This is a genomic window from Vibrio sp. 2-2(8), assembly GCF_963888495.1.
In the GTDB taxonomy this organism is placed as follows: Bacteria; Pseudomonadota; Gammaproteobacteria; order Enterobacterales; family Vibrionaceae; genus Vibrio; species Vibrio anguillarum.
This window is the reverse complement of the sequence record NZ_CAWPJM010000001.1, coordinates 47,158-62,328: the sequence shown is the minus strand read 5'-3', so window position 1 is coordinate 62,328 and position 15,171 is coordinate 47,158. Positions and strand designations below refer to the sequence as shown.

Sequence of the window (15,171 nt, the reverse complement as noted above, 5' to 3'; positions counted from 1 at the left end):
GCCTCGCAGAGTGTTGAACTCTATTGAGGCTAGTATGGTTTCCAGATATTACAAATCTACAGGGTGGATTTTCCAGACCATGATCTACATAGTAACAAACTCTTCACTACCCGTTGGGTGTATTGCCACAACTGAATCAAAATCGGCTTTGGTTGCACCCATTTTCATGGCTACGCCAAAGCCTTGAATCATTTCATCAACCGCAAAACCGATGCCATGTAGGCCAACAACGGTTTCTTCAGGGCCAGCGCATACCAGTTTCATTTTGCATGGTTGACGGTGGGAGGTGACGGCGGTGTACATGGCCGTGAAGCTAGAGGTATATACTTTGACATTCTCTTCGCCATATTGCGCTTGGGCTTCTTGCGTGGTGAGGCCAATTGTGCCGATTGGCGGATGGCTAAAGACCACGGTCGGGACCAGTTTGTAATCCATCTTCGCATCGGTTTTGCCATTAAACAGGCGCTCTGAAAGTTGACGGCCTGCTTTGACGGCAACTGGTGTGAGCTCGATACCGCCTTCCATGATATCGCCGACACAGTAAATGCCCGCGACGTTGGTTTGCTGGTACTCATCAACCTTAATATAGCCTTGTGCATTAGTTGCCACACCCGTTGCTGCTAGGTTTATCGCATCGGTTGCTGGGTGGCGGCCGATTGCCCAAATGAGCGTATCAACGTTTTGGCTTTGGCCATTTTCAAGGTGTAGAGTCAGGCTGCCATCGGCTTCTTTGATCACTTCTTTTGGCACTGAATGAGTATGTAATGTTGGGCCTTCCGCCGCCATGACTTCAGTGAGTGTTTCGATGATCATGGGATCAAAGCTGCGCAGTGGTGATTCTTTGCGCACGTAAAGGTGCGTTTCAGTGCCGAGTGCGTTGAGTACGCCCGCGATTTCAACCGCAATATAACCTGCGCCCACAACCGCGACGCGTTTAGGCTGTTCGGTCAAGTCAAAGAAACCATTGGAATCAATGCCGTATTGTGCCCCTGGGATCGCCGGAATCGTTGGGCGTCCGCCAACGGCAATCAGGATATGATCTGCCGTGTAGTGTTCACCGTTTACCTCTACGGTTTTTGCATCAACAAAGCGTGCGAAACCGCGGATCACTTCCACTTTATTATTGCCCAATACGCGGTCGTATGATTGATGAATACGGCCAATATACGCTTGGCGGCTCTCGATCAGTTTTGACCAATCCAATCCTTTGACATCGACATCGAAGCCGTAATCTTTGGCATAAAGGTGCATTGCTTCAGCAATTTGCGCGCCATGCCACATCACTTTTTTCGGAACACAACCGACGTTGACACAAGTGCCGCCAAGGTCTTTGGCTTCAATCAGTGCGACTTTCGCACCATACATTGCCGCGCGGTTCGCTGAAGCGATACCACCAGAGCCACCACCGATACAGATATAATCAAAATGCGTTGTCATTACTTTCTCCATTATTCTTTTTTCATCCTGTTTGACCTTGGTTTTGTACGGTGTTGGCAACCATAGCAAGGCGAAAAAGGTTCTCTACTTCTTTGATAGATTGGGTCAGTTTATTCTGGTACAACCCATTCGACTTTAAAATGACCGGTTACCGGGGCAATCGCTTGCTGAAGAAACGGTAAAATTTCCTGCATTTGCCCTTCTAGTGTCCACGGTGGGTTAATCACTATCATGCCTGAAGCGGTCATGCCACGTTCATGGGTGTCTGGCGACACGCCCAATTCAATTTGTAAGATTTTGCGAATACCGAGGCTTGCCAGCCCTTCAAGCAAGTCATCAATGGTGTCGCGATTCACTACGGGATACCAAATGGCGTAGATACCCGTCGCCCAGCGCTTATAACTTTGGGCAATGGCTCTTACGACATCGCTGTACTCTTTGGCCAATTCGTAAGGGGGATCGATCAACACTAAGCCGCGACGCTCTTTCGGTGGCAGGCTACCGATTAAGCGTTGGAAACCATCTTCTTTGTAAATCGATACCTGACGATCTCGGTGGAACTCTTGCTCGAGCAAAGGGTAATCGCTCGGATGCAATTCAGTGAGCACCATACGATCCTGCGCGCGTAGATGAGCACGCGCTACGCGCGGTGAGCCGGGGTAGTAGCGTAACTCTTCGCTTTCATTGAGTGCTTTTACTGCCTCAAGGTAGCTTTGAATGGCGGGTGGCGTTACATTTTGTTGCCAAATACGAGCAATCCCTTGTTTATATTCACCGGTTTTTTCTGACCATTCATGGGTCAAGTCATAACGGCCCACGCCAGAGTGGGTGTCATGATAAACAAAAGGCTTCTCTTTTTGCTGTAATGCATTGAGGATAAGGCTTTGTACGATATGCTTTAATACATCCGCGTGGTTGCCCGCGTGAAAACTGTGGCGATAACTTAGCAAAATAGGCTCTCAAAACACCCCAAATGGAGTGTGTTTCATCAATCAAACGTATTGGCTGATTATACGCCACTATTGAAAATTGCTGAACCTACCTATATTTACTATTTCAGATAAACAAAATCGACGGTTGCCGTGAAACAATCAGTGACTGTTGCAGAGAAATGCATCAACGTGCAGGCGCGTCTTAACTTAAAAGGAATGTTTTATGTCTAATCCACTTCTCACTTTCACGGATTTACCGCCGTTTTCCGCCATTAAGCCAGAGCATGTGAAGCCTGCGGTTGAGAAAGCGATAGAAGATTGCCGCACCGAAATTGAAAAACGCCTTGCTGGCAATAGCACCCCAACGTGGGAAAACTTGATTGCACCCATTGAAGAGGTGGATGATCGCTTAAGCCGCATTTGGTCGCCAGTGAGCCACCTTAATTCCGTGCTCAATAGCGATGAACTGCGTGATGCGTACGAAAGCTGTTTGCCGCTGCTGTCTGAATACGGCACTTGGGTTGGGCAACATAAAGGCCTGTTTGAAGCCTATAAGAGCATGAAAGCCAGCGATACTTTTTCCTCGCTCTCTCAAGCGCAGCAAAAAACCATCAATGATGCACTGCGTGATTTTGAGCTATCGGGTATCGGCTTGCCATTGGCAGAGCAAAAACGGTACGGCGAGATCAGTAAACGTCAATCTGAGTTGGGTTCTAAGTTCTCTAATAACGTACTGGATGCCACGATGGGCTGGACCAAGCACATTACCGACGCCAATCAATTAGCGGGCATGCCAGAATCGGCGTTAGCAGCTGCACAAGCGGCGGCGCAAGCCAAAGAGCTCGATGGTTATTTATTAACGCTCGACATTCCTTCTTATCTGCCAGTGATGACTTATTGTGATAACCAAGCTCTGCGCAAAGAGCTTTATGAAGCGTATGTCACGCGTGCCTCGGATCGCGGGCCAAATGCGGGCAAGTGGGATAACAGCGAAATCATCGCTGAGAAGCTCAAACTACGTCATGAAATAGCCCGTATGCTCGGTTTTAATACCTACAGTGAAAAATCACTGGCGACTAAAATGGCGCAAACGCCCGATCAAGTGTTAGGGTTTTTAAATGATTTAGCCACCAAAGTGAAACCGCAAGGTGAGCGTGAAGTTGAAGAGTTGCGTCAATTTGCGCAGCAAGAGTTTGGCGTGACCACGCTAGAGTTGTGGGATATCGCTTACTACAGCGAAAAACAGAAACAGCACTTGTTTGATATTTCAGATGAAGAGCTGCGCCCTTATTTCCCAGAGTCGAAAGTGGTGAGCGGCCTATTTGAAGTGCTCAACCGCGTATTTGGCATGAGTGTCAAAGAGCGCTCTGGGGTTGATATTTGGCATCCATCGGTGCGTTTTTTCGATATTTTTGATGCGAAAGGATCACTGCGTGGCAGCTTCTATCTCGACCTGTATGCGCGCGAACATAAGCGTGGTGGCGCGTGGATGGATGATTGCCGTGGCCGCCGTATCACTCAAAATGGCGAGCTACAAACCCCAGTGGCTTATTTGACCTGTAACTTTAATCGCCCAATCGGTGATAAACCTGCGTTATTTACTCATGATGAAGTGGTCACTTTGTTCCATGAGTTTGGACACGGGATCCACCACATGTTGACTCAAGTTGAAGTGGGTGCGGTATCTGGCATCAATGGTGTACCGTGGGATGCGGTTGAACTGCCAAGTCAGTTCCTTGAAAATTGGTGCTGGGAAGAAGAGGCGTTAGCGTTTATTTCAGGTCATTACGAAACGGGTGAACCGCTACCGAAAGAAATGCTCGATAAAATGCTCGCGGCGAAAAACTTCCAGTCAGCGATGTTTATTTTGCGCCAACTTGAATTTGGTTTGTTCGATTTCACCTTGCACACTACTTACGATCCCGAAGTAGGCCCGCAAGTGTTGGAAACTCTCGCTCAAGTGAAAAAGAAAGTGGCCGTGTTACCAAGCCTTGAATGGAACCGTTTCTCACACAGCTTTAGCCACATCTTTGCTGGCGGTTACAGCGCAGGTTACTACAGCTACTTATGGGCAGAAGTGCTTTCGGCGGATGCGTTTTCTCGCTTTGAGGAAGAGGGAATTTTTAACCCACAGACTGGGCAAAGTTTCTTGAATAACATCCTTGAAATGGGTGGTAGTGAAGAGCCGATGGAGCTATTTAAACGCTTTAGAGGCCGCGAGCCGCAAATTGATGCGTTGCTGCGTCATGCGGGGATCGCCGCGTAGTCACGCTCTTAAAATGCGATGAAGCTCGAATTAGCCCACCTTTGCGGTGGGCTTTTCATTTTTGAATGCCCAGAAAAAAGTGATAGAGACGAGCATCTTGCCGCGATTTGAGGTTATAATCTGGGCAATTATGTATAAATAACCAGTAGCTTAGCCATGATGGATCCTTCTCTCTTACTCGACGGTCTCAACGATAAACAGCGCGAAGCGGTTGCAGCGCCTTTAGAAAACTTGCTGGTGCTTGCCGGAGCGGGGAGTGGTAAAACCCGAGTATTGGTGCATCGCATTGCTTGGCTTATCTCGGTTGAAAACGCCTCGCCTTTTTCAGTCATGTCGGTGACTTTTACCAACAAAGCGGCGGCGGAAATGCGTGGCCGAATTGAAGAGTTGATGATGGGCAGTGCATCGGGCATGTGGAATGGTACCTTCCACGGTATTTGCCACCGTATTTTACGCGCTCACTATCTTGACGCTCGCCTGCCTGAGGATTTTCAGATCCTCGATTCTGAAGATCAACTGCGTTTGCTGCGTCGCTTAATCAAAGCACAAAACCTAGATGAGAAGCAGTGGCCTACACGCCAGGTGTGCTGGTGGATTAACGGTAAAAAAGATGAAGGTCTTCGTCCGAAGCACATCGATGCGTACCGCGATCCCGTGACTCAAACCTATTTGCAGCTTTATTCCGCGTACCAAGAGGCGTGCGATCGCGCTGGTTTGGTTGATTTTGCCGAAATTTTGCTGCGTTGCCACGAGATGTTGCGTGATAAGCAGCACATTCGTGAACATTATCAAGCGCGCTTTAAACACATCTTGGTCGACGAATTTCAAGACACCAATAACATCCAATACGCGTGGCTGCGCATGATGGCTGGGCGCGATTGCCACGTGATGATCGTCGGTGATGATGATCAGTCCATTTATGGCTGGCGTGGTGCCAAAATTGAAAACCTCGAAAAATTCACGCAGGAATTTCCGAGCGTTAATACCATTCGTTTAGAGCAAAACTACCGTTCAACCAAAACCATTTTGCAAGCCTCGAACGCACTGATCGCGAACAACACCGAGCGAATGGGTAAAGAGCTCTGGACAGATGGCAGCGAAGGCGAGCCAATTTCTATCTATTCGGCCTACAACGATCTTGATGAGGCGCGTTTTACCGTCAATAAAATCAAAGAGTGGCGAGATAAAGGTGGCGCATTAGAGGATTGTGCGATGCTTTATCGCAACAACGCCCAATCTCGTGTTTTGGAAGAAGCCTTGATTCAAGCAGGCTTGCCCTATCGCATCTACGGCGGCATGCGCTTCTTCGAGCGCCAAGAGATCAAAGATGCGTTAAGTTACTTGCGTTTGATGTCTAACCGCAATGATGATTCGGCCTTTGAGCGAGTCGTAAATACGCCACCGCGTGGTTTGGGTGATAAAACGCTGGAAACCATTCGTTTTGCGGCGCGAGATCGCGGCTGTACCTTGTGGCAAGCGAGCCTTGTGCTGTTGGAAGAAAAAGTGCTCACAGGACGTGCGGCAAGCGCATTAAGCCGGTTTATTGAACTGGTCAATGCCCTTGAAGATGATAGCGCTGAGATGCCGTTACACAGTCAAACCGACCATGTAATCAAAACCTCAGGTTTGTTTGAGATGTATCAGCTTGAAAAGGGTGAAAAGTCTAAAGCCAGAATTGAAAACTTGGAAGAACTAGTCACCGCAACACGCCAATTTGAAAAGCCAGAAGAAGCGGATGAGATGAGCATGTTGACGGCCTTTTTAACCCACGCAGCGCTGGAAGCGGGCGAAGGGCAGGCTGACGAATTTGATGATGCCGTACAGTTAATGACACTGCACAGCGCGAAAGGGTTAGAGTTCCCGTTGGTGTTTATGGTTGGCGTTGAAGAGGGCATGTTCCCCAGCCAAATGTCGGCCGAAGAAGCGGGGCGATTGGAAGAGGAGCGCCGTTTGTGCTACGTCGGAATGACGCGCGCCATGCAAAAGCTCTACATTACTTACGCTGAAATTCGCCGTTTATACGGTCAGGATAAATACCATAAGCCGTCACGCTTTATCCGTGAGCTGCCAGAAAACTGCCTTGATGAAGTGCGCATGAAAGCGCAAGTGAGCCGACCAAGCAGTGCCGGGCGTTTTAGTCAAACAGCGGTCAAAGAGAACTTTAACGAGACGGGCTTTAGCTTGGGCGCACGCGTGAAACACCCTATTTTTGGTGAAGGCACCATCATTAATTTCGAAGGTAGTGGCCCGCAAAGTCGAGTGCAAGTCGCTTTTAACGGTGAAGGCATTAAATGGCTAGTGACTGCTTATGCCAAGCTAGAGAAACTATGATCTTCCTTGTACAAAGAAAGGGTACTTTTCTTTGCTGAGATGGTTGGATTGTTCTCCTCCCCCTTTGAGGGGGAGGCAGGGAGGGGGTGTTTATGGCGTTGTTTAAACCAAATACCTAACCTAGCCGTTCAAGATATGAAAGCTGGATAACTCATATGCTTATCCGATCCAAAAGAAAAACCCCGAGGGCTTGCGCCCTGCGGGGTTATAGTCTTACTTGCAGCAATCCAGCTACGAAAGTGCTCCATGCATCAAATCCATGATAGTGGCTGAATTCCGTCAGCTTAATCCGTTCTTCGCCTTCCTAGCGGTGTCCTTGGTGACTTCCTAGTCTGCTAACCATCCACGTTAGCGCGCTTCACTTGTTCCTTGAGCGGTGTCCTTTACATCATCCTGATGTTCAGTCCTTGCCTCGTCCAGAGGTGTCCATTGTCTTTCCTTAGTAGTAACCATCCTAGCTACTATTGCGTCCATTCAATGTCCAATTTGCTTTCCGTGCCGACCATTCATCCTGAGCAGTCGTCTCTTCATCCTGAAGATGACCAATCCGTGGTGCTTTCCTGTTCCGTGTCAGAATCCTTCCGACAAGGTTCATATTACCCATCTCTAATTTATCGGCAATGCTAGAGAAACGCTTTTTCCGCAAAGGGTTTCTCTAGCTGGTTATTATTTTATTTAAAATCAAGTGTTTAGGTTTTTTGGTGTTGATTTTCCTACTCAAAAAGCGATATTTGCTCACTCGTTTGTAAGAGATCTCGCACAAAAATGGGCGCGAATCGCTGCATCAATGGCTAAGGCTAAGCAGCGCTTGCAATAAAATAAGTCCACCGATGAGCGTAAAAATGATGCCACATACCGCATCAATATACACAGTGAGTGATTGCAAACGTTTTTGTAGGCGGGCGGTGGAGAGCATCCACGCCAAGGTTGAGAACCACATAAAAGAGAGCCCCCAAAGAATCAGCAAGGCGATACCTTTACCTGAAAAGGACATCCCCACAGGCACTAAACTCGACATTAAGCTGATAAAAAAGACCAAAGCTTTTGGATTAAAAATATTGGTGATAAAACCGCGGGAAAAGGCTTGGCGTTGATTTTCGATCAGCTTGTAGCGCTCATTGTTGACTCCGACAGCTTGTGGCGATCGCCAGGTGGTGTAGATGGATTTGAGTGCGCCCAAGCCTAAATAGAATAAATACCCCCCGCCGGCCAGTTGCACCATCGCAAACAGTGCGGGTTGTTGATGCACCAAATAGCTTATCCCTGTGAGGCTAAGCAATGAGTGAATGACAATGCCACATGATAACCCTAGCGCAATAAAAACTCCGGTTCTGCGACCGTAACGGGTGGCATTTTGTACCACCAGTGCCACATCTGGGCCGGGGCTTAATAATGCCATAAAATGTACGCCAGCCAATGTGGCCAATATGGAAAGTTCGTTCATGTATTCTCCTCATGTTTTACGGTGAGTATGCGTGGAGAAAACGTGCTTGCCTTGTAAATTTCTGACAGTTTGGTTAGTAAAGTGTGCGATTGATGGCGGAGGGTGGCAGGCCAAAGGTTGTTTTGAACGCCTTACTGAAATGGGCTTGATCATAAAAACCGACTTGATAGGCGACTTCAGTGCTAGAGGTGCCGGTTTTCAACAATTTCATCGCTTGCTCTAAACGTAAACGCAATAACCACGCATAAGGTGTGATGCCCGTTTGCGCCTTGAAATGGCGCTGAAACTGAGTGGGTGAAAGCTGGCAAAGCTGAGCGAGTTGTTCAAGGCGGATTGGTTGGTCGAGTTGACTGAGTACCCACTCTTTCAGCGTGGCGAGGTTGCGCTGGCCAAGCGGTTTAACCTCCGGCAGTTTCAAGTGGCTATAGCGTTCAAGCAAAGGTGTGAACCCTTGGTAGGGTAAGCAATCTTTAGCGAGTTGGCTGAGCTTATCCTGCTTCATGGTTTGATGAAGTTGCAGCAGTGAGCAAAAAAGTGGCGCGTCATCGACTATTAACTGCTCAAAACCCAGCACTTGTTCAATCTGCTTGGCTTCTAAGGTTTGCTGTAGCCAAGTAGGTTCAATAGCAAACACTTGCACTTGGTAGCCAGAGCCATTGTGCGCTTGCCCATCGTGCAGTTCATCTGGCGACATCAGAACTACGCCGCCCCGTTGTACCTGATGCCAAGCGCCTTGGTGGTAGAAGCGCTGCGTTCCTTGAGTGATAAGGCCAATATGAATATCAAGATGGTAGTGGCGATCAAACGCAAACTGACGATAGTCTGCATCAATCAGACCGATCGCAGGATAGGCCGTTTGGCTGTAGCTCACTTTATCCATAGAGACCAAAATTTAGGGTTGAATAATGCAAGCTTAGCCAGCCATGTCGCCACTGTCTTGTAAAAAATGATCACAGGGCCCTCGATCGCTTTGACGAACGAGGGGAATAAACAATCCTAATTAAACGGATGCCCGTTGAGCGCGTCGCGCGGTTCGGCCTGTTTTTAAACCATCAAAACTGAACAGCAACAATGCAGCCCAAATAAAGGCAAAAGTAATGGCTTTATCACTAGAGAAGGCTTCACCGTAAACCAAGACAGCGAGCAAAAACATCAAGCTTGGGCCGATGTATTGGAAGAAACCCAGCGTTGAAAGTTTTAAACGCGTTGCTGCTCCTGTGAAACAAAGCAAAGGCAAGGTCGTGATGACGCCAGCTGCGATCAGCAGTAGGTTGAGGTTAAGCGGATTGAGCGCCATATCTGAAGTTGGCGAGCTGGCGATAAACAACAGATAAATCAACGCCGCGGGTAACATTACCAAGGTTTCGATAAACAAACCTGTTTGGGCATCAACCGCCACTTTTTTACGCAGTAAGCCATACAAGCCAAAAGTGGTCGCCAAAGCGATGGCGACCACAGGAATCGAACCAAACACAATTAACTGAATGGCCACACCAATGGTGGCTAGCGCTACCGCGACCCACTGCAGTTTGCGTAATCGCTCACCAAGAAAAAGCATGCCGAGCACCACATTGAGCAGTGGGTTAATGTAATAACCTAAACTGGCATCTAACATATGATTAGCATTGATCGCCCAGATGAAAATTAACCAGTTCACCGCAACCAGACAAGCAGTGGTCATTAGATAGATCATCTTTGATTTATGAGTAATCACACTGCGTACACTACGCCAGTTGCGGCCAAAATGAAGTAGTGCTGCTAACAAGAAAAACGACCACACTACGCGGTGAGTGAGGATCTCAAGTGCAGGAACATTGTTGATTGCTTTAAAATAGATCGGTGCGATGCCCCACATAGTGTAAGCACCAATAGCGAGTAAAACGCCTTGTCTGGAGCGTTGTTGTTCTTCTGCGGTCATGATGAATTCTCAAAGGAGTGAAGTGCTGAGCCAGCGAAACGATTCGACAGTATATACTGTTCCTCAAGTAAGTTGCAGCTTTGTTAATCGACCGCCTACTCGGGAGTTTGAGTGGCGAATAATGGCCGAGAATCAAGTGATTCGCTTTACCGCTACATTTTGCGGTTTTATTCACCATCGAACCCCACTACAATAAGACGCTTTGCGGTATAGCGGTTGCTCTACCCCTTTTGTTCACCCTTGGAAATTTCATGACCGCAACGTTAATGGCTCAACAAACCGATCCTCAACCTGAGACACCGCACAGTATTTTACAGACTGTGTTCGGTTATCAGTCGTTTCGTGTCGGCCAGCAAGAGGTGATTGACGCTTCGTTAGCGGGGCAAGATAGCTTAGTTATCATGCCAACGGGTGGGGGGAAATCGCTCTGTTATCAGATCCCTGCGTTAGTCAAAGAGGGCATCACTTTAGTCATCTCGCCGCTCATTTCGTTGATGAAAGACCAAGTGGATCAGCTCAAAGCCAACGGTGTCGCGGCTGAGTGTATTAATTCAAGTATGTCACGTGAGATGCTGATGTCGGTATATAACCGAATGAACGCGGGGCAACTGAAGCTGATTTACGCGTCGCCTGAGCGTGTTTTGATGTCCGATTTCATCGAACGCTTGCAGCAGTTGCCATTGGCGATGATTGCCGTGGATGAAGCACACTGTATTTCTCAATGGGGGCACGATTTTCGCCCTGAGTATGCGGCGTTAGGCCAACTTAAACAGCATTTTTCACACGTGCCTTTTATGGCACTGACGGCAACGGCCGATGACGCCACGCGCGTGGATATTTTGCACCGTTTGCAGTTGCAAGAACCGCATGTCTATCTGGGCAGCTTTGATCGTCCTAATATCCGCTATACCTTGGTCGAAAAGCACAAACCGGTTTCACAGGTGATCCGCTATCTTGATACGCAAAGAGGACATTGCGGCATCATTTACTGTGGCAGTCGCAAAAAAGTAGAAATGCTGACAGAGAAACTGTGCAATAACCATTTACGAGCAGCCAGTTACCATGCGGGTATGGACGCCGATGAGCGCGCTTATGTGCAAGAAGCATTTCAGCGTGATGACATTCAGATAGTGGTTGCTACCGTCGCATTTGGAATGGGGATTAATAAACCCAACGTGCGTTTTGTGGTGCATTTTGATATTCCGCGCAACATCGAATCTTACTATCAAGAGACCGGGCGCGCAGGGCGAGACGGTTTGCCAGCCGAAGCCATGATGCTCTATGATCCGGCCGACATCAGTTGGCTGCGTCGAATGTTAGATGAGAAGCCGGAAGGGCCACAAAAGCAGGTGGAAAGCCATAAGTTGGGCGCGATGAGCGCTTTTGCTGAAGCACAAACTTGTCGCCGCCAAGTGTTGCTCAATTATTTTGGTGAATATCGAGATAAACCTTGCGGCAACTGCGATATCTGCCTTGATCCGCCCAAGCATTTCGATGCCACGCAAGAGGCGCAAAAAGCATTATCGTGCGTTTATCGCGTCAACCAAAGTTTCGGTATTGGTTATGTGGTGGAAGTGATGCGCGGTATGCAAAATATCCGTATTCGTGAAAATGGCCACGACAAGCTCACTACTTACGGCATTGGTCGCGATCATAGCCATGATTATTGGGTGAGTATTTTCCGTCAGTTGATCCATAAAGGGTTGTTGCAGCAAAACATTACTCGCAATTCGACCTTGCAGTTGACGGAAGAGGCGCGACCGCTGCTGCGTGGAGAAATGCCATTAGAGTTAGCTATTCCACGCTTAGACACAGCCGCTCGTGCGGCGAAATCAGATAAGTTATCCAACAAAAACTACGACAAACCACTGTTTGCCAAATTGCGTAAATTGCGTAAATCGATTGCTGATGAAGATGGCCTGCCGCCTTACGTGGTCTTTAGTGATGCGACCTTAATTGATATGGCGGAGATATTGCCCACTTCGTACGGAGAAATGTTGGCCGTTAATGGTGTTGGGCAACGCAAGCTTGAAAAATACGCCGACCCATTTTTAGACCTGATTCAGGAGCACTTAACCCACCATGGCTGAGTTCGGTTTAGCACACAATTTACAAGATGAAGGGCGACTCGTCTTGAGTACACCGCGTTTTGATGTCGATACTTTTCCTGCACTAGGCGAACGTTTGGTCAAGCAGCTTTCAGCTACAGTGATAGAAAAACAGTGGGATGCGGACATTCACTCATGGTTGATTGATTTTGAAGGTTGCTTACTTTTTCTCAAAGCCGAGCATTACAGCGAGTCAGTTTGGCTTGAAGCACTTGCCATCAAAGAGAGCCAAGAAGAGTTGGCGTTTCTCGCGCAATTATTAGCGCGAGGTTTCTAAGCGTGTAGATCAACTCTGCATATCCGCCTTTTGGTCCTTCATTATTAAGCCGCCATTGCTTATGATGAGGCAAACATCAAGGAGGCTGGCGTGAAATTTGAATCGATTCATCAAGAAGTTATCTCCGTTGAGCGTTTTACATGGCGCTGCTTACGCTATGCGGCGATCGCTGCGTTACTGCTGTTGACTGGCCTCATTCCCGGAGTGATGGGTTTTGTCTACCTAGCTGATCTCCCAGCGGCGCAAGCGTGGTTGAATGCGCTTTCGATGGTCAGTGGCCTCGAGCTTCCCTACCCGATAATCAATCTGCATCTTGCGCCGAGCTTGCATCTCTTTTTAGCCTTTTACAGCTTATTTATCGAAACGGTCTTTTTCGTTTCATTGGCTACCTTATTTGCGCCGATCATTCATCGCGTTTTTCATCGCATGCACTGCATTGAAGAGAGCGATTAGTTCCGTTAAAAGATTTGACGAATATCAGATGAAATGTCTTGGATCAATTGACGCGCCGACTCGTCTCTTTGCTGTACAAGAGTAATAAACAACAGGTCGGTTAGAACATTCTGCGCGGTGCGAGAGGCGATGGATGAGCTGCGATGTTCATTTTCATCGGCAATCGTATCAAAAGAGAGATCGGCTAATTCACGTAATCGATTTTTCTTCGGAGAGGTGAGCGCGATAACGCTTGCTCCTTGCTGCTTGGCCGCTTCGGCGGCAATCAAAATCTCTTTTCTCTCTCCTGAAAATGAAATCACAATTTGAACATCTTGCGCACCTAGCGTGCGTGCGGTGGCGATTTGTACGTGGCTATCTTGTTCTGTGAGCGCTGTGATGCCTAATTTCAGGAGCTTAAAAGCCAAATCTTTTGCGGTGAGCGCCGAGCCGCCGATACCGATAATTTGCACGCGGTTGGCGAGGTTTATCCACTGTACTGCTTGGTTGAAATGGGGAAATGAAAGCGCGTTGGTGGTGTGAAACATCGCCTCTGTTTTCGCTTGCACCAATTTTTGTGCGATCACCGCCAGTGGGTCGTTAGCCAGAATATTGCTGTGCAGTGGCGTGGTCTGAAACGCCAATTTACGGCCAAGCTCTTCGGCCAGCGCTAACTTAAACTCACTGTAGCCCCTAAAGCCAATTTTCTGGGTAAATTTGACAATGCTCGATTGGCTGACTTTTGCGTGTTCGGCCAATGCTTGGCTGGTGGCGAGCGCGGCTTTTTCTGGATGAGCGATGATCCAATCGGCGATTTGTAATTCACTGCGAGAGAGTTGAGTGCGGCGGCTGACGATTTTATGCATCACAGACATGCGCGATCCTTGTATTATTTGGAATAAATTATTCCAAATTTAAAATAACGAACATTAGTGTAGTGGCTTGTATTAACTAGCCTTTTGTTCAGAGGCTTAAAAGATATCGGTGCATTGTAGGCCATTATTCCATGTAATGGCTGGTCAAAGAATAACCTTTGTTGTGATTTTTGTCACTAAAATGGAATATTTTATTCCATAGAATCGCCCTCAGTTCCGAATTCAAACCGAGAAATAGACGATGAACCTAGACCTAACCCAGTTGGTTACCGAAAGCCGCAACCCTGCCAGTGCTGACATTGACACCCTTTCCACCTTAGAGATGTTGCAAGTCATTAACCATGAAGATCAACTGGTCGCGTTGGCGGTTGAAAAAACCTTACCGCAGATAGCGCAAGCGGTGGATGCCATTACCTTGGCATTTCAAGCGGGTGGACGTTTGATCTACATGGGAGCGGGAACCTCCGGTCGCTTGGGGATTTTAGATGCTAGCGAGTGCCCACCCACCTACGGCTCTGATCCTAAACAAGTGGTTGGGCTTATTGCGGGCGGACACTCAGCGATTCTTAAAGCGGTTGAAAATGCCGAAGACAATGTTGAGCTTGGGCAAAGCGATCTGAAAAATATTAATTTGACCCGCAACGATGTGGTGGTGGGTATCGCCGCCAGTGGTCGCACACCCTATGCGCTAGGCGGTATGGCTTACGCTAAATCACTTGGTGCAACGGTTGTGGCAGTAGTGTGCAACCCAGATTGCGCGATGCAGCACGCGGCTGACATTGCCATTGTGCCTGTGGTGGGCGCGGAAGTGGTCACGGGCTCTTCACGTATGAAAGCGGGCACGGCGCAAAAACTGGTGCTTAACATGTTAACCAGCGGCGCGATGATTCGTTGCGGTAAAGTGTTTGGCAACCTCATGGTCGATGTCGAGGCGACCAACGCTAAGTTGATTCAGCGCCAAAATAACATTGTGGTCGAAGCGACAGGTTGCAGTAAAGAGGAAGCAGAACAAGCACTGAGCGCCTGCCATCGTCACTGTAAAACCGCCATTGTAATGATTCTTGCGGGGCTAAGCGCCGAGCAAGCGACGCAAAAACTGGCCAAGCATAATGGTTTTATTCGCGCGGCACTGAATGATCAATAACCCGACT

At 48.1% G+C, this 15,171-nt stretch carries 12 protein-coding genes; 6 read left to right on the top strand and 6 right to left on the bottom strand.

The genetic code is table 11. The features are described 5' to 3' along the window. Window positions 1-84 precede the first annotated feature (84 nt). Window positions 85-1,437, bottom strand: a complete 1,353-nt coding sequence (gorA, locus tag AACV12_RS00270) for a glutathione-disulfide reductase (RefSeq protein WP_026028187.1) — start codon at window positions 1,435-1,437, stop codon at window positions 85-87. A gap of 110 nt (window positions 1,438-1,547) precedes the next feature. Next, window positions 1,548-2,387 (bottom strand): 23S rRNA (adenine(2030)-N(6))-methyltransferase RlmJ, encoded by an 840-nt coding sequence (locus AACV12_RS00265; protein WP_013855685.1) that lies wholly within the window; start codon window positions 2,385-2,387, stop codon window positions 1,548-1,550. Between the two features lie 205 nt (window positions 2,388-2,592). Between AACV12_RS00265 and prlC the strand changes: the two genes are divergently transcribed. Both prlC and uvrD read left to right on the top strand, forming a co-directional pair. Then, complete coding sequence (prlC, locus tag AACV12_RS00260; RefSeq protein ID WP_094125857.1) at window positions 2,593-4,635, top strand: oligopeptidase A; 2,043 nt, start codon at window positions 2,593-2,595, stop codon at window positions 4,633-4,635. 156 nt (window positions 4,636-4,791) lie between these two features. Beyond that, a complete protein-coding gene (gene uvrD / locus AACV12_RS00255; RefSeq protein ID WP_013855687.1) occupies window positions 4,792-6,966 on the top strand; it encodes a DNA helicase II in 2,175 nt (724 codons plus the stop codon). Window positions 6,967-7,750: 784 nt separating this feature from the next. Here uvrD and AACV12_RS00250 read toward each other — a convergent pair. The 3 genes from AACV12_RS00250 to rarD all read right to left on the bottom strand — a co-directional run bounded on the left by AACV12_RS00250 (window position 7,751) and on the right by rarD (window position 10,328). After that, window positions 7,751-8,410, bottom strand: coding sequence for a LysE family translocator (locus tag AACV12_RS00250; protein WP_069212055.1), 660 nt, complete (start codon window positions 8,408-8,410; stop codon window positions 7,751-7,753). Between the two features lie 73 nt (window positions 8,411-8,483). Then, window positions 8,484-9,290 carry an AraC family transcriptional regulator gene (locus tag AACV12_RS00245; protein ID WP_170901212.1) on the bottom strand — a complete coding sequence of 269 codons (807 nt, stop codon included), beginning with the start codon at window positions 9,288-9,290 and terminating at the stop codon, window positions 8,484-8,486. A 120-nt stretch (window positions 9,291-9,410) separates the two neighbouring features. Next, window positions 9,411-10,328, bottom strand: coding sequence for an EamA family transporter RarD (gene rarD, locus AACV12_RS00240; RefSeq protein WP_013855691.1), 918 nt, complete (start codon window positions 10,326-10,328; stop codon window positions 9,411-9,413). A gap of 251 nt (window positions 10,329-10,579) precedes the next feature. Between rarD and recQ the strand changes: the two genes are divergently transcribed. The 3 genes from recQ to AACV12_RS00225 all read left to right on the top strand — a co-directional run bounded on the left by recQ (window position 10,580) and on the right by AACV12_RS00225 (window position 13,166). Further along, window positions 10,580-12,418: an ATP-dependent DNA helicase RecQ gene (gene recQ / locus AACV12_RS00235; protein WP_094165815.1), complete on the top strand. Its 1,839-nt coding sequence runs from the start codon at window positions 10,580-10,582 to the stop codon at window positions 12,416-12,418. Next, the gene (locus AACV12_RS00230; RefSeq protein ID WP_013855693.1) at window positions 12,411-12,713 is read left to right on the top strand and encodes a DUF3630 family protein; all 303 of its coding nucleotides are present in this window, start codon (window positions 12,411-12,413) and stop codon (window positions 12,711-12,713) included. The genes recQ and AACV12_RS00230 overlap by 8 nt, the downstream gene beginning before the upstream one ends. 90 nt (window positions 12,714-12,803) lie before the next feature. Beyond that, window positions 12,804-13,166, top strand: a complete 363-nt coding sequence (locus AACV12_RS00225) for a hypothetical protein (RefSeq protein WP_170901210.1) — start codon at window positions 12,804-12,806, stop codon at window positions 13,164-13,166. A 5-nt stretch (window positions 13,167-13,171) separates the two neighbouring features. Here the strand turns inward: AACV12_RS00225 and AACV12_RS00220 are convergent, their stop codons facing one another. Further along, window positions 13,172-14,020 carry a MurR/RpiR family transcriptional regulator gene (locus tag AACV12_RS00220; RefSeq protein WP_170901208.1) on the bottom strand — a complete coding sequence of 283 codons (849 nt, stop codon included), beginning with the start codon at window positions 14,018-14,020 and terminating at the stop codon, window positions 13,172-13,174. A 241-nt stretch (window positions 14,021-14,261) separates the two neighbouring features. Here AACV12_RS00220 and murQ point away from each other — a divergent pair, with 241 nt between their 5' ends. Then, the gene (murQ, locus tag AACV12_RS00215; protein ID WP_013855696.1) at window positions 14,262-15,164 is read left to right on the top strand and encodes an N-acetylmuramic acid 6-phosphate etherase; all 903 of its coding nucleotides are present in this window, start codon (window positions 14,262-14,264) and stop codon (window positions 15,162-15,164) included. Window positions 15,165-15,171: the final 7 nt, after the last annotated feature.